At 59.4% G+C, this 25,169-nt stretch carries 22 protein-coding genes and 1 tRNA gene; 10 read left to right on the forward strand and 13 right to left on the reverse strand.

The genetic code is table 11. The features are described 5' to 3' along the window. The first annotated feature begins 103 nt into the window (after positions 1-103). The 5 genes from waaF (at position 104) to moaC (ending at position 3,991) form a co-directional block, all read left to right on the forward strand. The gene (gene waaF, locus P3T43_RS17310; protein ID WP_429282259.1) at positions 104-1,129 is read left to right on the forward strand and encodes a lipopolysaccharide heptosyltransferase II; all 1,026 of its coding nucleotides are present in this window, start codon (positions 104-106) and stop codon (positions 1,127-1,129) included. 165 nt (positions 1,130-1,294) lie between these two features. Next, on the forward strand, positions 1,295-1,741 hold the full coding sequence (locus P3T43_RS17315; RefSeq protein WP_429282260.1) for a nuclear transport factor 2 family protein: 447 nt from the start codon (positions 1,295-1,297) through the stop codon (positions 1,739-1,741). 40 nt (positions 1,742-1,781) lie between these two features. Further along, positions 1,782-2,837 (forward strand): hydrolase, encoded by a 1,056-nt coding sequence (locus P3T43_RS17320; protein WP_429282261.1) that lies wholly within the window; start codon positions 1,782-1,784, stop codon positions 2,835-2,837. Then, positions 2,830-3,444, forward strand: a complete 615-nt coding sequence (locus P3T43_RS17325; protein ID WP_429282262.1) for a DUF2946 family protein — start codon at positions 2,830-2,832, stop codon at positions 3,442-3,444. The genes P3T43_RS17320 and P3T43_RS17325 overlap by 8 nt, the downstream gene beginning before the upstream one ends. A gap of 70 nt (positions 3,445-3,514) precedes the next feature. After that, complete coding sequence (gene moaC / locus P3T43_RS17330) at positions 3,515-3,991, forward strand: cyclic pyranopterin monophosphate synthase MoaC (protein WP_429282263.1); 477 nt, start codon at positions 3,515-3,517, stop codon at positions 3,989-3,991. Positions 3,992-4,045: 54 nt separating this feature from the next. On the opposite strand, the gene P3T43_RS17335 is transcribed toward moaC, so the two are convergent. The 8 genes from P3T43_RS17335 to recA all read right to left on the reverse strand — a co-directional run bounded on the left by P3T43_RS17335 (position 4,046) and on the right by recA (position 12,650). Continuing rightward, the gene (locus P3T43_RS17335) at positions 4,046-5,830 is read right to left on the reverse strand and encodes a PglL family O-oligosaccharyltransferase (protein ID WP_429282264.1); all 1,785 of its coding nucleotides are present in this window, start codon (positions 5,828-5,830) and stop codon (positions 4,046-4,048) included. A gap of 110 nt (positions 5,831-5,940) precedes the next feature. Next, positions 5,941-6,579, reverse strand: a complete 639-nt coding sequence (locus P3T43_RS17340; protein ID WP_429282265.1) for a pilin — start codon at positions 6,577-6,579, stop codon at positions 5,941-5,943. A 141-nt stretch (positions 6,580-6,720) separates the two neighbouring features. Continuing rightward, complete coding sequence (locus tag P3T43_RS17345; RefSeq protein ID WP_429282266.1) at positions 6,721-7,458, reverse strand: TerC family protein; 738 nt, start codon at positions 7,456-7,458, stop codon at positions 6,721-6,723. A 161-nt stretch (positions 7,459-7,619) separates the two neighbouring features. After that, entirely contained in the window at positions 7,620-8,501 is an 882-nt protein-coding gene (sucD, locus tag P3T43_RS17350) for a succinate--CoA ligase subunit alpha (protein WP_429282267.1), read from the reverse strand. A 169-nt stretch (positions 8,502-8,670) separates the two neighbouring features. Then, positions 8,671-9,840, reverse strand: a complete 1,170-nt coding sequence (sucC, locus tag P3T43_RS17355) for an ADP-forming succinate--CoA ligase subunit beta (protein WP_429282268.1) — start codon at positions 9,838-9,840, stop codon at positions 8,671-8,673. Then, entirely contained in the window at positions 9,837-10,592 is a 756-nt protein-coding gene (locus P3T43_RS17360; protein ID WP_429282269.1) for a DUF2889 domain-containing protein, read from the reverse strand. The genes sucC and P3T43_RS17360 overlap by 4 nt, the downstream gene beginning before the upstream one ends. Before the next feature lie 263 nt (positions 10,593-10,855). Beyond that, positions 10,856-11,566 (reverse strand): recombination regulator RecX, encoded by a 711-nt coding sequence (gene recX / locus P3T43_RS17365; protein ID WP_429282270.1) that lies wholly within the window; start codon positions 11,564-11,566, stop codon positions 10,856-10,858. Between the two features lie 7 nt (positions 11,567-11,573). After that, positions 11,574-12,650, reverse strand: coding sequence for a recombinase RecA (gene recA, locus P3T43_RS17370; RefSeq protein ID WP_429282271.1), 1,077 nt, complete (start codon positions 12,648-12,650; stop codon positions 11,574-11,576). 231 nt (positions 12,651-12,881) lie between these two features. Here recA and P3T43_RS17375 point away from each other — a divergent pair, with 231 nt between their 5' ends. The 5 genes from P3T43_RS17375 (at position 12,882) to P3T43_RS17395 (ending at position 18,773) form a co-directional block, all read left to right on the forward strand. After that, the gene (locus tag P3T43_RS17375) at positions 12,882-13,655 is read left to right on the forward strand and encodes a response regulator (protein ID WP_429282272.1); all 774 of its coding nucleotides are present in this window, start codon (positions 12,882-12,884) and stop codon (positions 13,653-13,655) included. Between the two features lie 9 nt (positions 13,656-13,664). Beyond that, positions 13,665-15,206: a sensor histidine kinase N-terminal domain-containing protein gene (locus P3T43_RS17380; RefSeq protein ID WP_429282273.1), complete on the forward strand. Its 1,542-nt coding sequence runs from the start codon at positions 13,665-13,667 to the stop codon at positions 15,204-15,206. A 226-nt stretch (positions 15,207-15,432) separates the two neighbouring features. Beyond that, on the forward strand, positions 15,433-17,091 hold the full coding sequence (locus P3T43_RS17385) for an MFS transporter (protein ID WP_429282274.1): 1,659 nt from the start codon (positions 15,433-15,435) through the stop codon (positions 17,089-17,091). 110 nt (positions 17,092-17,201) lie between these two features. Further along, positions 17,202-17,278 (forward strand) — tRNA-Met (locus tag P3T43_RS17390). 16 nt (positions 17,279-17,294) lie between these two features. Beyond that, on the forward strand, positions 17,295-18,773 hold the full coding sequence (locus P3T43_RS17395; RefSeq protein ID WP_429282275.1) for a DUF6538 domain-containing protein: 1,479 nt from the start codon (positions 17,295-17,297) through the stop codon (positions 18,771-18,773). Between the two features lie 228 nt (positions 18,774-19,001). Here the strand turns inward: P3T43_RS17395 and P3T43_RS17400 are convergent, their stop codons facing one another. The 5 genes from P3T43_RS17400 to P3T43_RS17420 all read right to left on the reverse strand — a co-directional run bounded on the left by P3T43_RS17400 (position 19,002) and on the right by P3T43_RS17420 (position 25,042). Continuing rightward, entirely contained in the window at positions 19,002-20,498 is a 1,497-nt protein-coding gene (locus P3T43_RS17400) for a caspase family protein (RefSeq protein WP_429282276.1), read from the reverse strand. A 24-nt stretch (positions 20,499-20,522) separates the two neighbouring features. Then, positions 20,523-21,734 carry a hypothetical protein gene (locus tag P3T43_RS17405; RefSeq protein WP_429282277.1) on the reverse strand — a complete coding sequence of 404 codons (1,212 nt, stop codon included), beginning with the start codon at positions 21,732-21,734 and terminating at the stop codon, positions 20,523-20,525. A 189-nt stretch (positions 21,735-21,923) separates the two neighbouring features. Then, the gene (locus P3T43_RS17410; RefSeq protein WP_429282278.1) at positions 21,924-22,499 is read right to left on the reverse strand and encodes a recombinase family protein; all 576 of its coding nucleotides are present in this window, start codon (positions 22,497-22,499) and stop codon (positions 21,924-21,926) included. Positions 22,500-23,115: 616 nt separating this feature from the next. After that, the gene (locus tag P3T43_RS17415) at positions 23,116-24,300 is read right to left on the reverse strand and encodes a type I restriction endonuclease (RefSeq protein WP_429282279.1); all 1,185 of its coding nucleotides are present in this window, start codon (positions 24,298-24,300) and stop codon (positions 23,116-23,118) included. A 379-nt stretch (positions 24,301-24,679) separates the two neighbouring features. Beyond that, positions 24,680-25,042, reverse strand: a complete 363-nt coding sequence (locus P3T43_RS17420; RefSeq protein WP_429282280.1) for a hypothetical protein — start codon at positions 25,040-25,042, stop codon at positions 24,680-24,682. Between the last annotated feature and the right edge of the window lie 127 nt (positions 25,043-25,169).

Genomic DNA, 25,169 nt, shown 5'->3' on the forward strand with positions numbered 1-25,169 from the left:
CATGCGGGTTTCGCGCGCGGCATGCGGCCGTTTCCCTATTAAAACCTGAACGTCGCGCGCAGATACGCGCAGCGCTTCGTTTCGACTTCGGAAATCCACCCTGATGCGTCGCGCGTTGGTTATCGCACCGAACTGGATCGGTGACGCATTGATGGCGCAGCCTTTGTTCTCGCGCCTCGTGAAACTGCATCCGCGCATCGCGATCGACGCGGTTGCGCCCTCGTGGGTCGCGCCCGTGCTCGAACGCATGCCCGAGATCCGCGACGTCTACGCCACGGACCTCGCCCACGGCAAGCTGCAGATGCTGCGCCGCTGGCAGTTGTCCAGCGACCTGCGCGATGTCGGCTATGACGCGGCTTACGTGCTGCCAAATTCGCTGAAGTCGGCGCTGATTCCGTGGATGGCCGGCATCCGGCTGCGCATCGGTTATACCGGCGAAAGCCGCTATGGTCTGTTGAACGTGCGTCATGCGAATCCCCGCAAGGATGCCCGCCCGCCGATGGTCGGTCATTACGCCGCGCTCGCCTACAAGCCGGGCGCCAAGCTCCCCGACGACCTGTCGATGCCGCGGCTCGACGCGGATCTGAACGAAGCCTCGCGCGTGTCGGCCCGCTTCAATCTGGACACGCGCGTCCCGCTGCTGGTGTTCTGCCCCGGTGCCGAATACGGCCCGGCCAAGCGCTGGCCGCCCGAGCATTTCGCGGCGCTGGCGCAAATCGTCGGCCAGTCGTTTCCGTACACGCAGATTGTCGCGCTCGGCTCGCCGAAAGACGCGCCGCTCGCCCAGGCCATCGCCGAGCGCGCGCCGAACGTGCGCAACCTGTGCGGCCAGACCGCGCTTGGCGAAGCTTGCGCGCTCATCTCGCGGGCCAACGCCGTGGTCACCAACGACTCCGGCCTGATGCACGTCGCGGCGGCACTGCGGCGGCCGCTCGTGGCCGTGTACGGCTCGACCGATCCGCGCCACACGCCGCCATTGTCCGAGCTTGCGAAGGTACAATGGCTGCATCTCGAGTGCAGTCCCTGTTTTGAGCGCGAGTGTCCGCTCGGCCATCTGAATTGCCTGCGGCAACTGAGCGCCGAACAGGTGTTCGGCGACCTGCGCGGCATGCTCCTCGCGCAACGCTGAATCGTCGGGCCACCGCGCGCCGCGTCGCGAATTCGCCACACGGCGTCATGCCCGCGCCTTGCGGTGCGGGCATCCTCGCGGTTGTCCCGCCGGGTTGTTCCTGGTTGTCCTGTTTTTACTGCTGCCCCGCAACCGCGCGTGCTGCGCACAAGAGACCGACGAGCCATGCCACGTTTTGCCCACATCTTCGAAGCCGCTGCGGATACCCTCAACGCCTATTACCAGGCGATCGCGGAGGTCAATCTCGACCGTTTGATGGGCCTGTGGATCGACGAGGAATTCGCGAGCTACATCAGCGCCGACGGTGCGCACCTGCATGGTCTGGACACCATCCGCGCGGGCCTCGCCGTGCAGCTCGGCACCACGCCGGTTTCGATCGAACCCGTCGATATCCGTGTGTACGACAGCCTCGGCACGGTGGTGTATGCGATTGCCGAAGCGCATCGCCCCGCCGACCCGAAAGTCGCGCTCACCATGGTCTTCACGACTTACGTAATGGTCCACGAGCGCGGCGAATGGAAGATCGCGCATATCCACGCAAGTGCGATGCCGAACGAAGCGGCCAACCAGTTTGCTGCGAAAATGCGTCATGGTCAGGGGTCGTTGCACTGACGCTCGACGCTACAGGCTTCAGCTTTTTCCGGTCGCAGGTATGAGTACGACGCACAACAAGAACGCTTCCCCCGCAACTGCCGTCGTGGCGGCGGTTGAGGCGAGCGTCGACCTGTTTTATCGCGCGCCGCTGTGGTTGCCCAACAGCCACGTCCAGACCATTATTCCCGCTCTGTTCGCGCGGCTTCCCGTGGTCGCCTACCGCCGTGAGCGCTGGGATACGCCGGATGGCGATTTCATCGACCTCGACTGGCTCGTGCCCGAGCCGCACGCGCAAAGCGAAGCCGCTTCCTCGCGCACCCCGCTCTTCGTTCTGTTTCATGGCCTCGAAGGCAGCTCCGGCTCGCACTACGCCCGCACGCTGATGGCCGCGGCTCAGCAGCGCGGCTGGCATGGCGTCGTGCCGCACTTTCGAAGCTGCAGTGGGCCGCTGAATCTGTTGCCGCGTTTCTATCACCTTGCCGATAGTGCCGAAGTCGATTGGGTGCTGCGGCGCCTGCGCGAGACGCATTCGGGGCCGATCGTCGCGGCGGGCGTTTCGCTGGGCGGCAATGTGTTGTTGCGCTGGCTCGGCGAACGGCGCGAAGACGCGTCGTTTGTCAGCGCGGCCGCGGCGATCTCGGCCCCGCTCGACGTGCATGCCGGCGGCCAGGCGCTGTCGCAGGGCTTTAACCGGATCTATACACGCAGCTTCCTGAAGACGCTGAAAGTGAAGGCGCTGCAGAAGCTCGCACAGTATCCGGGTTTGTTCGACGCCAATGCGATGCTTGCAAGCCGTACCATGTACGAGTTCGACAACGTCGTCACGGCACCGCTGCATGGCTTTCGCGATGCGGACGACTACTGGACGCGAGCGACCACCCGGCCGCTGCTGCCGGAGATCACTGTGCCCACCCTCGTGCTCAACGCGCGCAACGATCCGTTCTTGCCGGGTGCGGCGCTGCCGGCGCGACACCAGGTGTCCAGCGCGATCGAACTCGATCAGCCGCAGCACGGCGGCCACGTCGGATTCATGACGGGGCCGTTTCCGGGCCGCGTCGACTGGTTGTCGCAGCGCGTTTTCAACTACCTCACCCCATTCGTCGACCATGGATGACATCGTTCGCCAGGCGCTCGCCAAATGGCCCAACGTGCCGCATTGCACCGGCTGGCTGCTGCTCGACCGGCGCGGCAACTGGCGCATGCGCGACGAAGATGCCCAGGCGCGTGGCGCGCCCGGCGAAGCGATCCGCCATGTGGCGCTGCTGGCGTTTATCAACCGGAACTACGAAGCGGATACCGGTGGGCAGTGGTTCTTTCAGAACGGGCCGCAGCGGGTGTATGTGGAGCTGGGTTATACGCCCTGGGTGGTGCGGCTTGCGCTGGATGACGGCGATGGCGATGGGGATCGCGGCACGTTGACCTTGACCGATCAGGCGGGCAACGCGTTCGAGCCTGCTGCCGCCTATCTGGATGACGCAGGCGGCGTGCTGTTCACGGACACGAATGCGCCGCCGCGTATCGCCGTACTGCATGACCACGATCTCGATCTGTTTTCGGAGCACGCCGACGTGGCCGATGACGGCCGAAGCGGCCTGTTTCATTGGCGTGATGGCGTGGCGCTGCCGTTGCAGCCTGTCGCGCATGCTGATGTAGCGGCGCGGTTCGGGTTTATCGCCAGCCCGGCACAGGCGGCTCAGCAAGACGCGGGGACGCAACCCTAACCTTGGCGAAGCGCCGATTTGCCTTCGGCCTCACGCTGTTAAGATAAGCGCCCTCAGACGGAGCCCCGCCATGCCTGAACTCACTCACTTCGACGCCGCCGGCCAGGCGCATATGGTGGACGTCGGCGCCAAGCAGGAAACCAGGCGCATCGCCATCGCGCGCGGCTCGATCCGCATGCTGCCGGAGACCTTTGTGTTGATCCGCGACGGCAACGCGAAGAAAGGCGATGTGATCGGGATCGCGCGTATCGCCGCAATTCAGGGCGCGAAGCGCACCGCCGATCTGATTCCGCTCTGCCATCCGCTCGCGCTAACCCGCGTCAAGGCGGACTTCGAACTCGACGAGACGCTGCCTGGCGTGCATTGCACGGTGCAGGTGGAGACGTTGGGGCGCACCGGCGTGGAGATGGAAGCATTGACCGCCGTCCAGGTCGGTCTCTTGACCGTGTACGACATGTGCAAGGCGGTGGATCGGGGGATGACGATCACCGATGTGAAGGTGCTTGAAAAGCACGGCGGGAAGTCGGGGGACTGGGTGGCGGCCTGAGCGCTGCCGCGCCCCAACCGTCCGCCCCCCGAACCGGACAGACAGCGAGCGCGATCAGTCGTCGCTGTCGTCATCGTCCTGGTTGACGTCCTTCGGCGGCGTCCCATACAGCTTGACCAGTTCCGCCTTGAAGCCGGCGAGCGTCTTTTGCTCATCACACAGCTGGTACAGATAGCCCTGTTGCGACGGCCAATCGTGAAGCTCCTCAGCGAAAATCTTCAGGCGCGCCACCGTATCGAAGGCGGCATTCGTGTCGCCGCCCAAGGCCTGCAGCACCGCATAGCGGCGTAATACGGTTTCTCCCGGCAGCAACGCGAGCGCCTGCTTGTGCATGGCCAGCTTGCGATCCAGATCCATCGTGCTCATGGGAAGCAGCGTCGCCATGCCGTATTCGCCCCACGCGCGAAACAGGAACGACGGATCGTCGGAATACTGCTCGGCCGGACGGGCGCCGTAGTACAGAACCTCCGCCCGGTTGTAGTCGCGGCAGATCGGATACAGCGCCACCAGCCCACCCGCCACGACGACCGAATAGACACCGAACGAGACGCGGCTCGACAGCAGTCGCAACGGACGCGTTTCCAGCAAGCCGAACACGAACATCGCCGGCAGCAGGAAGAACATATATTGCTGCGGATACTCGACCAGCGCGTGCATCGCCAGCACACCGATCAGCGCGATACCGAACACCCGCGCCGCGCTGTGCGGCGCACGCACGACCCGCACGAGCCACGCCACCAGACCAAGGAACACGATCGCAAGGCCGATTACGCCGGTTTTGCCGAGCAGATCGAGGAAGATGTCGTGCGAGTTGTTGGCAATCTCTACGCCGCCGAGCGTGCGGACAAAATCGTACTGGTAGCGCGGAAACTCGCCCCAGCCCACACCCAGCAATGGGTGCGTCTTGAACATCGTCCAGCCGTACTTCCACAGGGCGATACGCGGTGCGATCTGGCCGGCGTCCTTGAAGCGGTCGGCCGCCGACACGTCCAGGTCGAGTTGATAGCGCACGTTGGCCCAACGGACCAGCGCATTCACGACAAAAAACAACACGCCCAGCGCCACGGGGATCAACCACTCGCGGTTACTGCGGCGCAACGCCGGGTTACGGCGGATTTCCGCAAATGCCATCCAGAAGCCCGCTACCACGATGACGCCCATCTGCAACCATGGACCGCGCGAAACCGTTAGCGCCAGCCCCGTCGAAAAAATCACCGACAGCAATGCCCACACGATCACCGGCAAGCGCCGTGTCTGTACGAGAAACAGGGCGCCCGCCATAGCAAACGCGATGTAGGTGGCGAGGTGATTCGCCTGCGCCATATTGCCGAACGGCCGCCGATCGACCGTGATGTTGTAAGCGACGACCAGCGGCGTCACTTTGGTTTCCAGATGGAACAACTGGATCACCTGGCAAAACACCGCAAACAGTCCGCCGACGATCAAGGCTCCCGCCATCCAGCGCAATGTCGTCTCGCCCATCTTGACCCGGCTGAACGCGTAGCCCGTGTGCGTCGCCATGAAGGCCGCCAGCAGATAGCCGGCGCCGAGCCAGTTCATCGACGGCTGCGCGACCGGCAGGACAAACGTCTGCGCAATCAGCAGCAAGCCGAACAGCAGTGGCACCAGGGCGACCGCCGGCGACTCGAACGTGACCCGCGAACGTTCCGTCCAGACCAGTAGTACAACGGCGGCGCTGGTCAGCACGTACAGCGTCAGCGCGGTAAACTCCGCGTAAAAGGTCGGGATCGGATAGGTATGGTTGACTACGGCATAAGGCAGAATCAACGCACAAGCCAGCAGAACCAGAGGTAAATAGCGCGCAAATGGGGTGGGCATGAGGAACCGGAGGCGTCAGCAACCGGCGCACTATACAAAAAAATTCTCCTGCTGTGCGCCGGACTGCCTCAAATATCCCGAAATCACCTACTTGCTGGCGTGTGCGGGTATCAACTCCGGCATTCGGGCGGCGCCAGATTGGACGCCAGGGTTGGCGGCTCGGCAGGCGTAGGTCCTGCGCCCGGCGCTGGCAACGAGGATGCACTCTTGCCGCCGGCAAAGCATTCCCAGGTCACCGCGCCCGCCTGGGCAATGCCCTTGGCCAGCGCGATCCGGGCTGTCGGCGTATCGGCGTTATCAGGCACGGATGGCACCAGCAGCAGCGTGTTGGAGCCTGCCGGCGCGACCCGGGTGGTGAAAGCGACGGTGATCTGCCCGGTGTCGTCGTCGACATGGACCGATTCAACGTTGCGGGTGCCCATGGGCGACGCATAGCCGCCGCCGAACGCGCTGCCGCTCGCCGCGTTCTCGGCCACCGCGATCCGCGCGGACGCCGCGAGCGACAGGCCTTCGCCCACGCGGCTGCGAGCCAGATAGTCCTGATAAGCCGGAATCGCATACGCGGCGATGACCCCGACGATGGCCAGCACGATCATCAGTTCGATGAGCGTAAAGCCGAGCTTGCGGCTCACCCGTGCGATCCGTGCGGGCCATTGCACACCGGGTTCGGACACAGGCGCGCCCGCGGCGGGGTCGTCGCGCCGCAACAGCACGCAACGCAATGAAGAGGGGGAAAGACTAATGGTCATAGGCAGGCTCCTGAAACAGAAAACGCCTGCCCCGCGAATCGGGACAGGCGCTTTGATCGTATCCAGAGGCCTTGATGCTGGGCAGTCAGCCAGATGGCTAACGTCAAACCTGGCAGTAGTTCGCGAAGGCGTGCCCTGCCTTTAATGCGAGCCCGGCGGCGTACCAGGCGGCAACTGTCCGGAAGCGCGGCTCGCGTTGCGACGCTTGAGCAGGTAGCCAAGAATGACCACGAACAACGCACCGGCAATACTCATGCCGTACTCGGCCACCGGCGAGTCGAGGATCGGCCAGCGGTCGCCGGCCGGGTCGTTGACGATGAGGCCGCCGGCAATCCACCCCAGCAGTGCCGCTCCGAGCGTAATCACGATGGGAAAGCGGTCCAGCATCTTCAGCACCAACTGACTGCCCCACACGATCAGCGGGATGCTCACGAGCAGCCCGAAGATCACGAGCGCAAGACGATGCTCCGGATCAGCCGCCTCGGCCGCACCGGCGATAGCGATCACGTTGTCGAGACTCATCACGGCGTCGGCGATGATGATGGTCTTGATCGCTGCCATCAACCTGTCAGCGGACTTCACATGCTCGTGCGGATCATGCGCAGGCGCCATCAGGCGCACGCCGATCCACAGTAGCAGCAGCCCACCCGTGAATTTCAGCAACGGCACGTCGAGCAGCACCACCGCGAAGGCGATCAACGCGACTCGCAGCAAAATCGCCCCAGCCGTACCCCACAAGACGCCCTTGACCCGCTGCGACGGCGGCAGGTTGCGACAGGCGAGCGCAATCACGACCGCGTTATCGCCACCTAGCAGGATGTCGATCACGATAATCTGGATAACGGCGCCCCAATGGAGCGTGGCAAAAAACTCGAGCATGGGCGAAGAGTAATGGGACGGCGGAACGAAGCAAAGCGCAAATTCTGGCCGACAAAAAAGCGAGGGAGCAATTGCTCGCTCCCTCGCTTTGGCACTACGCGCTTACGAAAGGACTTCGTAAGAGTAGCAAAAATAAGCCGGTCGAGCCGGCCTATTTTGACTTACAGCATCGCCTTCAGAAGACGCGCCATTTCCGACGGGTTCTTCGTGACCTTGATACCGCACGCTTCCATGATTTCCAGCTTCGCTTCAGCCGTATCGGCACCGCCGGAGATCAGCGCGCCCGCGTGACCCATGCGCTTGCCGGCCGGAGCCGTGACACCCGCGATGAAGCCAACCACCGGCTTCTTCATGTTGTCCTTGATCCACTCGGCCGCATTGGCTTCGTCCGGACCACCGATTTCGCCGATCATGATGACGGCGTCCGTATCCGGATCGTCGTTGAACATCTTCATGACGTCGATGTGCTTCAGACCGTTGATCGGGTCGCCGCCGATACCGACTGCCGACGATTGGCCCAGGCCGATCGCCGTCAGCTGGCCGACTGCTTCATACGTCAGCGTGCCCGAACGCGACACGACGCCGATACGGCCCTTGCGGTGGATGTGACCCGGCATGATGCCGATCTTCAGTTCGTCCGGCGTGATCGTGCCCGGGCAGTTCGGTCCGAGCAGCAGCGTCTTGCTGTTCTTGGCGCGCATGCGGGCCTTCAGCTCGATCATGTCACGGACAGGAATGCCTTCCGTGATACAGATGGCGAGATCCAGGTCGGCCTCGACGGCTTCCCAGATCGCTGCCGCTGCGCCTGCGGGCGGAACGTAGATGACCGAAACGGTTGCGCCCGTTTCTGCCTTCGCTTCCGCGACGCTTGCGTAGATAGGAATGCCTTCGAAATCTTCGCCGGCCTTCTTCGGGTTCACGCCGGCGACGTATGCTTCACGGCCGTTCGCGTATTCACGGCAAGCACGCGTATGGAACTGACCGGTCTTGCCGGTGATGCCCTGCGTGATGACCTTCGTGTCTTTGTTGATCAGAATCGACATGTATTGACCTCTGTTCGTCTGGCGCCGCGAGCGGGGCGGGATTGTTCTACACCCGCGTCGCTCGCGCGCCGCCATTCGTAATCCTGGTTAATTCCTGGCAAACCCGCCTGGCAAACCCGCCTGGCAACCCCGCCTGACGGGCATCGCCTGGTGAGCGCCCGGGCTTGGCTTACGCCTTGCCCGCAGCGGCCGTGACGACCTTCTGAGCCGCTTCTTCCATGCTGTCTGCCGCGATGATCGGCAGGCCGGATTCAGCCAGCATCTTCTTGCCCAGGTCTTCGTTCGTGCCCTTCATGCGCACCACGAGCGGCACCTTCAGCGACACAGCCTTCGAAGCCGCGATCACGCCTTCCGCGATCACGTCGCAGCGCATGATGCCGCCGAAAATGTTGACCAGAATGGCCGTCAGATTCGGGTTCTTCAGCATGATCTTAAACGCTTCCGTGACCTTCTCGGTCGTGGCGCCACCGCCCACGTCGAGGAAGTTCGCCGGTTCGCCGCCGAACAGCTTGATGGTGTCCATCGTTGCCATGGCGAGGCCAGCACCGTTCACGAGGCAGCCGATGTTGCCGTCGAGCGAGATGTAAGCGAGGTCGAACTTCGACGCTTCGACTTCAGCCGGATCTTCTTCGTCCAGATCGCGGTAAGCCACGATTTCCGGATGACGGAACAGCGCGTTCGAATCGAAGTTGAACTTGGCGTCGAGTGCGATGACCTTGCCGTCGCCCGTCAGAATCAGCGGGTTGATTTCGGCGAGCGAGGCGTCCGTTTCCCACGTTGCCTTGTACAGGCCTTGCAGGATCGCGCGCGCTTGCGGCAGCGAGGCAGCCGGCACGCCGATCTTCGTGGCGAGTTCGTCCGCTTCCGCGTCCTTCAGACCAACCGCCGGATCGACGGCGATCTTGTGGATCAGCTCAGGCGTCTTTTCCGCGACTTCTTCCACGTCCATGCCGCCTTCGCTCGAAGCCATCACCACGACTTTCTGCGAGATGCGATCGACTACCAGGCCGACATACAGCTCCTTCTTGATGTCAGCGCCTTCTTCGATCAGCAGGCGGTTCACCTTCTGGCCTTCCGGGCCAGTCTGGTGCGTGACGAGTTGCATGCCGAGGATCTGGTTCGAGAACTCACGAACCTGTTCCAGCGACTTCGCGACCTTCACGCCGCCACCCTTGCCACGGCCACCCGCGTGGATCTGAGCCTTCACGACCCATACCGGGCCGCCGAGCTCTTCAGCGGCCTTCACCGCGTCATCCACCGAGAAGACCGGCTTGCCGCGCGGTACCGCGACGCCGAATTTCCGCAGGATTTCCTTACCCTGGTACTCGTGAATCTTCATGCGTGATTCCCTTCAGTCTGAGAGTTGGGTTGAACTTCGTTTCCGCTGCTGTCGTTCAAACGGGACGTGCCACGGCCGTTGCTGTCTTCGGCGGCGTGGCGTGTTTGCTCGCTTGCTGTATCCGCACGCTCCGCTGAACGCGGCGCGTGGCCATACCAGCGCGGATAAAACTGTCGCACCGCCTCGCCGTCGAATCGCAGCGCGTGGCAGCGACCCAGCTGGAATGGCGGCTTGTCGTTTGAGTGTTCGTCTGAGGCTTTGGGTGAACCGTCCCTCGATGTATCCCCTGCCGCTTCGTGCGGCGGCTTGCCGTCATTCGTGTTCCACACTTCACCGGCGAACGCCTGAATGGCGGCCGTGGGAAGGAAAGCGCACAACTCGGTGAGATGCGTGCAACCTGCCGTGCCTCCCAGCAAACGGGCGGCTTCGCGACGGAAATTGTTGAACAGATTGAGCCCGATGAGGGCCCGATAGGCGGGATTGGTGGCTTCGCACAGACCGGGATAGGGCACCCAGTCGGACGACGCTTGCGCGTCGACAACGTTGAGCTTGCGATCGATCGTAATGCGGAGCCAGAGTTCATGGATCGGCTGACCGTTGGGCCGGACGCCCGACGCAAGCGCCACATCACGTGGCTTTTGGTCGGTTAGACACGCCTCTATATCCCACAGGCCATCCTCACGCTCATAGGCTTCCGCACGAATTGCGCGGCGATGGCGCAACTGACGGGAGACGGGCGGGGAAAGCGGCATGCGGAAGGAAAAGGCCGAATTGGAAAACCCTTTGATTTTAGCATACTGGGTATTTCAGGCAGGCTGGGTTGTGCATAGCACCAATAGGGCGCGAGTGGATGCGGCTTCGTGTCGCGTGGGGGCGGGGTCTGAAGGCGCCTGGCGGCGAGCGCGGGCGTTTGCGGGGTTGCGGGGTTGCGGGGTTGCGGGGTTGCGGGGTTGCGGGGTTGCGGGGTTGCGGGGTTGCGGGGTTGCCGGTTCGTCCGCGCTGGTTGCGTTTGTCGTTAATCGCCGGCCCAGTCGTCCTCGATGCCCTTGAGGATCTTGCCGATTGTCGCCCCCGAGAAGCCCCGTGCAGCGAGAAAACGCCCCTGCTTCGCGCGTTCTGCCTGGGTTTCCGGAAGCTGGCCGTATTTTTTGAGCCAGACGGCCCGCGCGCGCGTCAGTTCGGTCTCACGCAACTGAGCACTCGCCTCTTCGATCAGCGTCTGGCCGACCGCATGGCGCTTCAACTCCCCGACGATCCGGTTGGCGCCAAGACGCGACGCGCGGCGATGGACCAGGCTCTCGGCAAAGCGGGAGTCGGATAGCCAACCCTCGCTTTCGAGCGAATCAAGCAAGGTTTCCAGAGAGTCGTTCTCTTCGACGAACGGTGTCAGCTTGCGCGAGAGTTCGGCGCGGCTGTATTCGCGGCGGGACAGATATCCGAGCGCGCGGCCTTTCAGCGAACGGGTAAGGCCTTGGGACTTTCTGGCGCGGCCATCGTCCGGGCAAGTCTCGCCGGGAGTGCGGCGCGAGCGGGTGTAGGTGGTTTCTGCGGAAGAGCCGGCGGTATCGCCGGTGTCGGCCGAAGCGGAACCGCGCTGAGGTGATGGCGCGCGGCCCGTGGCCTGATCGTGTGCGTCGAAAGACTCGAACGGGTCGAATGAATCGTCGTCACGCGGGCCGTCCGCATCACTTCCTGCATGAGATACAGGCCGGCCCTTGCGTATCACGCGACGATTACTCCTCTTCGCCCGCGACTTCGGCGCTTGCGCCGACAGCGGTTTCTGCCATTGCATTCACGCCGAGCGATTCACGGATGCGGTTCTCGATTTCACGTGCGATATCAGGATTCTCACGCAGGAATTCGCGTGCGTTGTCTTTACCCTGACCAATCCGGTCGCCGTTGTAGCTATACCAGGCACCGGCCTTATCGACGATCTTCGCCGACACACCCAGGTCGATCACTTCACCCTGACGCGAAATGCCTTCGCCGTACAGGATGTCGAAAATCGCCTCGCGGAACGGTGGCGAGACCTTGTTCTTGACGACCTTCACGCGCGTTTCGTTGCCGATCACTTCGTCGTTCTTCTTGATCGAACCGATACGGCGAATGTCCAGACGCACCGACGCGTAGAACTTCAGCGCGTTACCACCCGTGGTGGTTTCCGGATTGCCGAACATCACACCAATCTTCATACGGATCTGGTTGATGAAGATGACGAGGCAGTTCGTGCGCTTGATCGTGCCCGTGAGCTTGCGCAGCGCCTGCGACATCAGACGCGCTTGCAGACCCGGCAGCGAGTCGCCCATTTCGCCTTCGATTTCAGCCTTCGGCACCAGTGCCGCGACCGAGTCGATCACGATCATGTCGATGGAGCCCGAACGCACCAGCGCGTCGCAGATTTCCAGCGCCTGTTCACCCGTGTCCGGCTGCGAAACCAGCAGTTCGTTCACGTTCACACCGAGCTTGCCTGCGTACTGGATGTCGAGTGCGTGCTCCGCGTCGATAAACGCTGCCGTGCCGCCCAGCTTTTGCATTTCGGCGATGACCTGCAGCGTCAGCGTGGTTTTACCCGACGATTCCGGCCCGTAGATTTCGACCACACGACCACGCGGCAAACCGCCAACACCCAGTGCGATGTCAAGACCCAGCGATCCCGTTGAGACCACCTGGATATCTTCGACTACCTCACCTGCGCCGAGCCGCATGACCGACCCTTTGCCGAACTGTTTTTCAATCTGCGCGAGCGCGGCAGCCAATGCCTTGCTCTTTTCAGCAGTCAGTCCAGCCGAGCCTTTCTTGCTTTCTTCCATGAATCGTCCTTTGCTATGATGAACGGCGTCTGAGGCAGATGTGCAGCCCATTCATCACGGACAGCACGCTAAACGCAGACACTGTATAAAAAAACAGTAGTTTTGGCAAGCACGATTCGCACGTGGAAGCATTTATATGCGATCAGGTGCGCCAGACTACCCACAAAAATCTTTGGAGACCGCTGCGCGCCGAGCAATGCCACGGTGGCGGCAAAGCCAGGCTGGCGCATCATGCGAATTCTCATTGCCGAAGATGACAGCATACTCGCGGACGGTCTGGTTCGATCACTCCGCCAATCGGCATACGCCGTCGATCACGTGAAGAGCGGCGTCGAAGCCGACACCGCGCTGTCGATGCAAACTTTCGACCTGTTGATACTCGATCTCGGCCTGCCGCGCATGTCAGGGCTCGAGGTGTTGCGCCGCCTGCGCGCGCGCAATTCGACCCTGCCCGTGCTGATCCTGACCGCGGCCGACAGCGTCGATGAACGCGTCAAAGGGCTGGACCTCGGCGCCGACGACTATATGGCCAAGCCCTTCGCCCTCAACGAACTCGAAGCCCGCGTGCGGGCACTGACCCGGCGCGGCGCGGGAGGCGGCCCGACGGTGGTGCGGCATGGCTCGCTGTCGTTCGATCAGGTTGGCCGGATTGCTTATGTCAACGAGCAGGTGATCGACCTCTCGGCGCGCGAACTCGGCCTGCTCGAAGTGCTGCTGCAACGGATCGGCCGGCTGGTGTCGAAAGAGCAACTGGTCGACCACCTGTGCGAATGGGGCGAAGAGGTCAGCAATAACGCGATCGAAGTCTACGTGCACCGCCTGCGCAAGAAAATCGAGCCGAGCGGCGTGCGCATCATCACCGTGCGCGGCCTTGGCTATTGCCTCGAGAAAGCCACCACGGCAGCGGCGGCCGACGCGCAAGCGGCGCCGTCGACGACGGCAGAACCGGCCGCATCTGCCTCGCCCGCCTCCGCCGCGATGCCCGCGAGCCATCACTTCAAATAGAGACCACCCATGTCCGCACGCGTGGAGCGCGCCACGGCGCAAGCTGCGGACCTTGACGACGAGGCACGCGACGCCCGCTACGCGAACCCGTTCGCCCCGCCCGACGAAACCGAAGCCGCCGCCAAGTCCCGGCCGCGCTCGCTGTTCGGCGAAATTCTCGACTGGATGCTGGCGCCGCTGCTGCTGCTCTGGCCGATGAGTATCGCGGTGACCTATCTGGTCGCCAAGTCCATCGCCAACGGACCGTTCGACCGGGCGCTCGAAACCGATGCCTACGTGCTGGCGCGCCAGATTCATCCGGTGAACGGCGTCGCCGAGCTTTCGCTGCCCGATGCGACGCGCGATTTCCTGAGCGCGGACAATGTCGACAAGGTGTTTTATCAGGTACTCGGCACGCGCGGCGAACTGGTGGCTGGCGACCGCGACATGCCGCTGCCTCACGAAGAAGACCGGCCGCCGCCGGGTCTCGTCGAGTTTCGCGACGATGTCCTGCGCGGCAACGACGTCCGCGTCGCTTATACGACCGTCGAGTTTCCGCAGACGCCGCACGCGCTACCCGTCCTGGTGCAGGTCGGCGAGACGCTCGACAAGCGCAGTCAGCTCGCCAACGACATCATCAAAGGCGTGATCCTGCCGCAGTTCGTGATCCTGCCGCTCGCGATCGTCCTCGTATGGTTCGGGCTTTCGCGCGGACTAGCGCCGCTGCACGCGCTGCAGGCACATATCCGCGCGCGGCGCCCGGACGATCTGTCGCCGCTGGAATCCCATCGCGCGCCGCCGGAGATCGAACCGCTGGTAACGTCGTTCAATGACCTGCTAACGCGCCTCGAACAGAACATGGAACTGCAAAAGCGCTTCATCGCCGATGCGGCTCATCAGATGAAAACGCCGCTCGCCGGCCTGCGCACTCAGGCCGAACTCGCGCTGCGCCAGGATGTGTCCGAGGAAGTGCACCGTTCGCTCGAGCAGATCGCCACGAGCTCCGAACACGCGGCGCGGCTCGTCACGCAGTTGCTGGCGCTGGCGCGCGCGGAAAATCGGCTCTCGGGCCAGATTTTCGCGCCGGTCGAAATCACCGAAGTCGCACGCAACGCGGTGCGCGACTGGGTGCAGGCGGCGCTCGCCAAGCAGATGGATCTTGGCTACGAAGGGCCGGACGAAGCCGTGGAGATAGACGGCAGTCTGCTGATGCTGCGCGAGATGCTGTCCAACCTGATCGACAACGCCATCCGTTATACGCCTGTTGGCGGGCGCATCACGGTGCGGGTGCGGCTGGATGCGGCCACGCGGCGGGTCCTTCTGGAAGTGGAGGATACCGGCCTCGGCATTCCGGTTGCGGAGCGAACGCGGGTCGTTGAACGCTTTTACCGGATTCTCGGTCGCGAAGGCGATGGCAGCGGGCTGGGGCTCGCTATCGTCCGCGAGATCGCAACCATGCATGGCGGCACGTTGACCATCGAAGACAACGTCTATCAAGCCACGCCGCGAATGGCAGGCACGCTGGTGCGCGTCAGCTTGCCGGCGCGAGAAGCGGCCCGGGACTTACCCTAACGGAATGACTTTTCGCGGAGAACGGCGAGCTAGATGACATCAACTTAATAAACGATATCGCCATTTGTCCGCACTTTAGACGACAAAAACCACATCGGACCCTCCCCGCCAAACACCCTCGTTTCGAGATACCGTGTCAGTAGGCCGTAAGTTTCCACTCCAATAATCCGATTTACGGGCACGTCCTTCGGGCGAGCCACGTATATATCAATATTGGAGACGACATATGGCAACCGTTGGCGGGCAAATCTCCCACGTGCCGATGACGCACGAAGAGAAACGGGTGATCTTCGCATCATCGCTAGGCACTGTTTTCGAGTGGTACGACTTCTACCTGGCCGGTTCGCTCGCGGCCTATATCAGCAAGAGCTTCTTCTCCGGCGTCAATCCCACCGCGGCCTTCATCTTCACGCTGCTCAGCTTCGCGGCAGGCTTCGCCGTGCGGCCGTTCGGCGCGATCGTGTTCGGACGGCTTGGCGATATGGTTGGGCGCAAGCACACGTTCCTGATTACTATCGTCATCATGGGTGTATCGACCTTCCTGGTCGGCTTCTTGCCGGGATATGCGGCGATTGGCATTGCTTCGCCCGTGATCTTCATCGCCATGCGCCTGCTGCAGGGTCTTGCGCTCGGCGGCGAGTATGGCGGCGCGGCAACATACGTCGCCGAACACGCTCCCGCGGGCCGGCGCGGTTTCTACACCGCCTGGATCCAGACCACGGCCACACTCGGCCTGTTCCTCTCCTTGCTCGTGATTCTTGGCGTGCGCACCTCGATTGGCGAGGACGCTTTCGGTGTCTGGGGATGGCGCGTGCCGTTCATCGCGTCGATCATCCTGCTGGCCGTTTCCGTGTGGATCCGGTTGCAACTGCATGAGTCGCCTGTGTTCGAGCGCATCAAGGCCGAGGGCAAGACCTCCAAGGCGCCGCTGACCGAAGCCTTCGGTCAATGGAAAAACCTGAAGATCGTGATTCTTGCGCTCGTCGGACTGACAGCTGGTCAGGCCGTCGTCTGGTACACGGGACAGTTCTACACGCTGTTCTTCCTGACGCAGACGCTCAAGGTTGCGGGTTCGAGCGCCAATATCCTGATTGCGCTGGCGTTGCTGATCGGTACGCCGTTCTTCCTGTTCTTCGGTTCGCTGTCGGACCGCATCGGCCGCAAGCCGATCATCATGGCCGGCCTGCTGATCGCGGCACTGACGTACTTCCCGCTGTTCAAGGCGCTGACGCACTTCACCAACCCGGCCCTGGAAGCCGCGACGCAAAAGTCGCCGATCGTGGTGATCGCCAATCCGGATGAGTGTTCGTTCCAGTTCAATCCGGTCGGTACGTCGAAGTTCACCTCGTCCTGCGACATCGCGAAGAGCGCGCTCTCGAAAGCTGGCCTGAACTACGACAACGTCGCGGCGCCGGCGGGCACGCTTGCGCAGATCAAGGTAGGCGATTCGGTGGTCAACACGTTCGACGGCAAGGCGCCGGACGCCAAGGCGCAGGGCAAGGCCTTCGAAGAGTCGCTCGGCTCGACGCTCAAGGCCGCCGGCTATCCGGCCAAGGCGGATCCCTCGCAGATTAACTGGCCGATGAGCGTGGTGATCCTCACCATCATGATGATCTACGTGACGATGGTGTACGGGCCGATTGCGGCGATGCTGGTCGAGATGTTCCCGACGCGGATTCGCTATACGTCGATGTCGCTGCCATATCACATCGGCAATGGCTGGTTCGGCGGGTTCCTGCCGGCTACCGCGTTTGCGATTGTCGCGGCGAAGGGCAACATCTATTCCGGGCTGTGGTATCCAATCGTGATCGCGCTGGTGTGCTTCGTGATCGGCGTGCTGTTCGTCAGGGAAACCAAGGACTCGGATATTTACGCCAAGGATTGAGCGATGGCCGCGGCCGGAGCCTGGACCACGGCTGACGGCGCGGACAAAAATGTTGGGCGGCGGGGGTTGACAGCGCCCGCCACCATCTTCATAATCTCGCTTCTTCTTTAGGCGAATTAGCTCAGCCGGTTAGAGCGACGGAATCATAATCCGCAGGTCCGGGGTTCGAATCCCTGATTCGCCACCAGTTTCAACGGAAGCCCTTGATTCGAAAGAATCAGGGGCTTTTGTTTTATCGCGCCGGTGTCGGGTGCAGCACAAACGTGCAGCACAGGCCCACCATGACGGCGAACTTCCTGCAAAAATCACGACACGATTCTGTCTTCTACTTTCGGCGGCGCGTGCCCGCAGACCTATTTGACTCGATCCGACAGCGCCAGATTTATAAATCGCTCGACACATCCGACCGGCGTGAGGCGATAATTCGTGCCCGCGCCCTTGCGGCACAGACCGATCGACTTTTCGCCTCACTTCGCGCCATGCCGAAGCCCAACACCATTCAGACCGACTACATGGTCGAGATTAAGCTCGACCTCCGTGGGCTTCCGCAAGCCGTCAGAATCGAAGCTGAGCCTGGCGAGCATGAAGCCGCACAGAAAGCCCTTGAAACGGCCGTAGCGGGCTTGGCTGCACTCCGAGAGCCCGCAAGACTCCAAGACGCCCAGAGGGCAAGAGAAAACCCCGGCCCGACTCTGGCCGAGGGTGTTGCTGAATACATGACAAAGGCAGATATAAAGCCGACAACACGTGCCGCCTACAAGACCAAACTTGCCTACCTGGTGGAATACGCGGGCGGCCCAACCCCACTCTTCGATATTGACCAAGCCGGTTTTGTGAAGCTGGCGGAAACTATACTTGCCGACAACGCCCGGCACGACAAAACCAAGATCGGTTACATCACGACTATCGGCGCGTTCCTGAACTGGCATCGCATCCGAAAGGGTTTGCCACAACTCACCGCTGCAACGTTGAAGCCAAAGCGCACCGCGCCCGCGGCGCTGGACCGCGACGCGCACTCGCTCGACCAACTGCGCGCGATCTTCGACCATACGGCGGGCTACCGGGTGACCGAACCCCACAAGTATTGGGTGACGGTGGCAACAGCTTTTCTGGGCTGTCGCGTCGAAGAGCTAGCCCAGGTCAACATGCACACCGACCTGAAGCACGACAAGGAGACCGGCGTTTGGTATCTGGTGTTTGCGGAGACCGAAGATGCTGACGGCGTGCTCCGCAAATCACTTAAGAAGCTATCCAGCTGGCGGAATGTCCCGATTCATAGCGCTCTAGTGCGACACGGCTTCATTGATTACCTGACGAAGCAGCGCAACGCCGGATATGTTCGCCCCTTCGAATCAGGATGGGAACCGCATGTCGGCAAGACAGCAGGCGACGGCATCAAGTGGAGCCACAAGATCACCAAGTGGGGCGGCGACAGGATGAAGGAACTCCGGGACGGCGGCCACCTCCCTAGTGGCACTCAGACCTACTTCCACAGCATGCGGCACACATTCGCAAACACGTTGGCGGTTGCCAAGGTGACCGAGGAATATCGCTCCACCCTACAAGGGCAGGCGTTTGGAGGCATGAACTCGCAGACATACGCGAAGCTTCGATACAACCATAACGCCCTTTCGGAGACCGTAGAGACCGCACTTGCTCCTTACGCAGCCCTGCTCTTGTAAACGTGCCCCGGCAGCAGGCACATGGATCGGTTCAGGTTGAGTAACAGACCATGAGCTGCGCGCCGAATAGGATGCTCGTTTGCGATCGGCATTTCGGTGTCAGGCTAGCACCTTGACCTGGAGCGGGCGCTGAGAATCGAACCCTCCTGACAGACCAACCGCAGGTGGAGGGCCAGCAAGCCTGTCAGCAATTGACTCTTGTATAAGGGCGGATGGCCGGCCCTTATGTTACGCATCTTCGGGCGCAGACAATACGGGCGCCTCGCCGCTACTGCCCATTTCCTGTTGTTCAAGCCCGAGTCGCTCTATGACGTCTTTCTCGACAAATTCTTCCAATTTTGCGAGGAAAGACTCAGATATTGCCGATGCGTCCCTGGTCTCGGACAATTTGCAATTAACCGACTCCCACTCCGATGTTTTCCCAGGTCGATATTCTCCCCAATTTACCTCCTTAAATACAGAAAAGCAATAAAATGCCTGAAGGGTTGTTTTCGACAAAAAATAAGTAAGCCATCCGCCATATTGCGTCAGATTCGGTGAATTTGGGTCAAGCAGGATGAAAAATGAAACGAAGGGAAGTCCCTGCAGTTGCGTATTTACCCCCGCTATAACACGTCTCGTTTTCGTGGTCATCTTTCGCTGGCCACCGTTCTGAATGGACATGAGCGAAAAAATATCGCTTGCCTCTACCTCATAAGTCTCAGTCTCATAAATCGGAGTGGCAAAATATTGTCCATCTGATTTCGACAACCATTTTCCAAGAGCCTCTGGAGATGGAACAGAACGGTAGCTATCTTGAGATTCCGCGCTCGTGGAAAAAAATAAAGCAATATCGGCGGAAAGTTTAAATTTAGAAAGATTGATTTTTAGGTTTTCAATCACGGAAATTGCATCATCCATTGACACGTATTCTTGAGCCGAATCACGAATACGTTCTGCCAATGACATTTTTTTCGCTCCGGGTTGCTGTGCGGTCGGCGTGACATAAAGGCCGATCAGCCGCTCTTTCAGGGCCATTCTTACGGTTTCCGAGAAATTTCCAAGTATCTCCGTAAAATCCGCCTGAACCACAAATAGCGGGCGTTGTTGTGATGCAGTCTGAAATGCATCAGAAATCGTATCGATAACATCGCCATAACGAATCGAGTCCAAAGCGGAATTTGCTACAGCATTTACGAATGCTTTTGTAAAATCACTTATGTTTTCTCCGGCCCATGAAGTTTGATCACTTTGGGAGCTGAAGAGAAAGTAACATTTGGAGAAAGTTGCCTCGGTAGCCGCTTTCATATAATCGCTAAAATTGGAACCATCCTTGATATAAGGCATACCGGAGTAGCATGCATCGACAACCTTAATGGTTAATTTTGGCTGCAAGCTTCTCAAAAAATTATCTAGCTCTGTATTTGACAATGACGTTTGAGCAGGTTTCGATCGAGAATAATCTCGCATTAAATAGCGAAACTCTCCGTCGACGAACTCTCCATGCCCCGTAAAATAAAAGAATAGATCATCTATTTCCTCATTCTTAAATCTCGCGACGATGTCGGCTATTCGCGCCTTGACCGCTTTCCCGTCATCGGATGGGATCGTGTGTATTTCGGAAAATTTCCCAGTTCCTGCAATTAACTGCTGCATGATGTCGACATCGTTTTTGCATGCGGGTAGCGCGCCGATCTCATTTGGATAATCTGTGACGCCAGCGATGATTGCCAAGTTGATGCCCATTTTAGTTCTCTCAGGTTGTTGGACTTATTTGATTTCGAATTCGGCTATCTGGTCTTTTGGGATGACTGTTGCGATGTGCGAATTTTTATCTATTGCAAATAGGTAATTTGAATTTGCATCGATTAGGATGAGCGTGGCAGTCTTTATTTTTGAATCCGGTTTGGGGACTATTGTTATTTTTTCCCTACTTTCCCATTTTCCTTTTTTAATGTCATTTATTTCTTTTAATAGTGATCCAGTTGTGTTTGCAGTGAATACGAGGATCGCGGAAATGTATATGAAGGTGATTGCATTAGGGCGGAAGAACCAATTACAAAGCTTGTTTGATACTTTATATGCAAAAATTGTCCCTAATGCCACGATTCCGTCTCGATCAACTTCACCCTTCCATGCGTGAAAAGCTACACTTGCCATGAGAGATAGAATAATGGCTAGATAAAAGGCTCGCTCTATATTCGCTCTTTTGCTGGTTCGTGTGCGTGGGAGCTGTATGCTGGCGCTACGAAATTCCATAAAAACCATCCCTACAGAAAGTGCAACAGAGACCATCGCGAGTCTGATCTGATCAAGGGCAGTAGAAAGATAGTCCGATATGCTGAAAAACAGACTGGTCTTTATACCAATCGAACCTAACAATGTGCTCGTGTATATAATCCCTGCCACAATCATTACCCCAGAGACAATGCCGAATCCCGAGGTGATACTAGCCGCGCTTGGGCTAAATTTGATTGCTGATCGCTCAGCCACTTCGTTATAGATCGCTCTCGTTTGCTTGACGATTTTTCTGTATTGCTTTTGAATGTCTTTTGGCTGCAGCGGTGCAAACGAGGGCATGTGATGCGCTGATAATGCTGTGTATTTTTCCCCATCTGCCTCGTTGCCAAGTATGTTGTGAATAAAGGCGAGCGACGAAAAGTAGATTGCCAGAACACGTTGAATGTCCGAGTTCTGTTCGCACTGGATAATAAGCTTGCCTGTTAGTGATTGTCGTTCGAGTGCAGCATCAAATTGCGCTTCTGAACAGGGCGTCATGATCAATTTGTTGATTATGTATCCTATCAATGCGTCATCCTCTACCCGCTTCCCATATATAAGAAAATTCCCATTCATTGTTCTTATCTTTCGATCTAGAAATACGATGCAAATGCTTCGTAAGTCGTTCGCTTTTTTTCCAACCTTGACTCGCGCAAGATTCCAGACTTTATAGAGCCATCCGGCAATCTGGATGCGGACCATCTGGAATCGTGGTGTAGGGGCTGTGTTCATGTCGCTTTGGGGTGAGCGTAGAGCGGTGCGCATAGGATACTATGCAGCATAAGGCCAGCGCGACGCCCTCGGCAGCCACTTCTTCGGTCTGCCGAGCCACTCGTCAAGATACAAAAATGGCGCAGCGCAACCGATCGGGCATGAATAAAGGCACTTGCATTAACTTCCCGCATGCGTTTGTTTTTCCGTGGAATTGGCGAGGATCCGGTAGACGGACGCCACGCCAATCCCCAGCCGGGTAGCGACGTCCTTGCGAGTAAGTCCCTCTGCAATCAGTCGCGTCACGTCTTTTGCCTTCGCTTGGGCGGTAGGTTTGCGCCCCTTGTATCGCCCTGCTGCTTTAGCGGCAGCGATCCCATCAAGCTGACGCTCCAGCATCATTTCCCGTTCGAACTGCGCAATCGCCCCGAGCATGTTCAACATCAGGGTTCCGGTCGGTGAGCTGCTATCGAGGCCCATGGACAGAATCTTCAAGGTGACGTCCTTGGTCTTCAACACCTCCACAAGCTCGCACAGATGGGTCATCGAGCGAGCCAAGCGGTCCAGCTTGGTCACAACGAACGTGTCCCCGTCTCGAACGAATTCAAGCGCTGTAGCGAGCTGCAGGCGACTCTTGAGAGCACTAACCTGCTCACGGTAGACCCGCTCACAACCAGCGGCCTCTAACGCTCGTATTTGCGCTTCAAATCCGGCAACCTGCTCGCGAGTCGACGTGCGTGCGTAGCCAACGATCATGTAAACCTCCCGATGATGTGTAAGAGGTTGTGATCGTAGGACTACCAAATAAGCAGGCCAAGGCTACTGATAGCCTTTCCGGGGTTTCCGCAACACTCTCACTGGAGCAGGGCTTAACGATAGATTGAGGCTAGAGTGAATCCTCTAAAATACTTCTCGCGTAAGTGATAGTTACTCCGGGACATGGCGTTGAGCTTTCATTGCGTCGCATGTTATAACGTTGCGTCGCGCTTTATCGGCATCCATACGTTCGGGCGCGGCTGCAGTTCAACTGCATCGGGATAGAAGGAATCTGACGCAATCCCAACGGCGGAGCTGGCTCGAAAGGGTCGCCGCAGGCCGTGTCAGTGAGAGCGATCGACGGGCGCCGGACCTCAGTCCACTCGACCGCTCAACACACAGCTGTGGCTATGACTGAGGAAGAACGGAACCTATACCGAAGGCTTGCCTTCGGGTCGGTCAGGCGCACCATCTAACCCCAACGCTCTCGCCTGGGGTTAGGGGGAGCTTTGCACCTCACCTACCCGAAGGATTTAAATGCATTAAACACAAGAGGAGAAAGAAGCAGACTGCAAGTCGGATCGTCACGAGCGAAGGTCTTCGCAGAGCGCGTCACTTATTCACCCAAATTGACGGCTAGATCAGAGCCGAATCGCAAGCCGACTACGTCGCATGCCATTTCGATAATTCGGCTGATCGTAGCGCGGCTGTGATTCGTGCTTACCCACCAACCGGTTTTCAACTTGATTGAATGCTCCCGGCAAAGGTCTGGACGCCCCGGGTAAAGTTCGTCCGCCGTGCGCGCCAGATATCGACGAGTCCGCCCGTGCTTCGGCAACGCCGCGAACCTTTCGGCAAATGACACGTCCTTCAGCACCATTGCCTCGAATACCTGAACCATCACGTCGCACGCGTTTCGGCCTGGATAGTGCCGCCCATCAAGCACAAAACCGACGGAGGACGAAGGCGATGCGGGTTGACGAGTTACTCGGTTGCCTGAAGCGCTCGTAGTCGGCGGGGCAAAAGCCAGTGTTTTGGTCGATTTTTGAGGAAACGAAGGCTGCTCACGAACTGCCCCGATCTCCCTTCGCGGCGCTGCGCTCGCTAACCGTTGCTTCAGCCACTTTGCCACGGTATCCGGGTCGGGTTTGAACCCACAAAGATTCTCCACACGGTCAGCGACTATTTCCAGAAGCAATTCATCTTCGTCGGACACGAGTCGTTCCCATGCGTCCGGCAGTGCGGCGACGATCTGCCGCTCCTTGGCAACGTTGCGGTAGTCTTCTCTCGCTGCATCTAGAGCCGCCCCGGAGGCGACGAATTCGTGTTTCAAGTAGCGTTCGAGCCGAGCTACGCATGTCGGAATGTCACGCTCGACTATGTCCAACTTATATACGCGCCGCTCCCCATAATCTCCCTGTTCACCGGGCAAGAAGAAGTTCCACTCTTGTCCATCCGTCAGGATTGCCATCGGAACTCCAACGTGGAACGCATATTCGAATAGCTGACGCTCCGCTCGATCGCTCTGCCCGATCTGCTTGACCTCGATGAACGCAATCGGTCTTCCGGCTGGATGACAAAGCGCGTAGTCAACGCGGCGACCGGACAGTGAATATTCTGGACATACCACGCGAGTATCGTATGTCTGCCACGAAAGCGAATTTAACAATCGAAGGACTATGCCTTGGGAAACTGACGCCTCGTTAGTGAATCTCCCTGCTTTGATGCCGCTGCGAACGTCCTCGATATCGTTTGCCAACCCCATTTGCGCATCCCCGTCATGAGCGTAATCGCTACGCAACGAGCGCTCCCGATGTTCGTCTGAAAACGCTCTCGCGACATAGCGGACCAAGCCGCCCCACTCTTATTGGACGCGGTTGAACCGAAATGATCCCGCCATGATACCGGCGGAGCGCTCTCGCCGGGATCATTTCGCGCATCGATCCGTGCTCGGTTGTGCAGTGAAATCAGCTGTAGTCTGGTCCCGGGGAATTGATGTGACCACCCGACCAAGAACGCGTGGATTTCTTTGGTCACAACCGAGCTTGACGCCGTCGTGGAACTATCCTTGGAGAACGGATGTCCTAGACCCCGCCTAGAGCGGTGGTGGCATAGGCTGTCTCAATTGGGTGAAAAAACCTGCACTCCTTATAGCTCCGCTTCCCTTTCAACGCTAGGTTTTATTGCCGGACCTCGTCCTCGGTCATGTAGTTACCCGGACTGCGACGTGCAGCGTGCTCTATGTTGTCTATGCACTTGCCGAATGCAACCATGTGAGCGTCTCGCTGATCAGCGGCCTCGTCGTGGCCATAGTCGTATGCGAACTCCATAATTCCACCAATGCCACTCTGTTTGATCTCTTCATCGAGTGGGCTTGGGTTATAGGTGCCGCGATTCTGGTAGCCAGTTTCGGCCAAGTTACCAGCTGCGCGACAAAGCTCCAGCTTTCGCGACTCTTGAGCGGTATCGAACGCATGCGCAACTGAGCCGGTGCCGATAAGCATCGAAAGAGCGACCACTTTACTGACCATTGGTTTTTTCATTATGTCCTTTCATCACAGAACCGGCGGAGCGCCATTGCTCCGCGATCGAGAGTCTAGGACGCCAATGCAGTTTTGTCGGCAATGACGATGTCAGCTAATATGAACCAACATCCATTCACAAAGGTGC

This window comes from Paraburkholderia sp. GAS41 (assembly GCF_050436545.1).
In the GTDB taxonomy this organism is placed as follows: domain Bacteria; phylum Pseudomonadota; class Gammaproteobacteria; order Burkholderiales; family Burkholderiaceae; genus Paraburkholderia.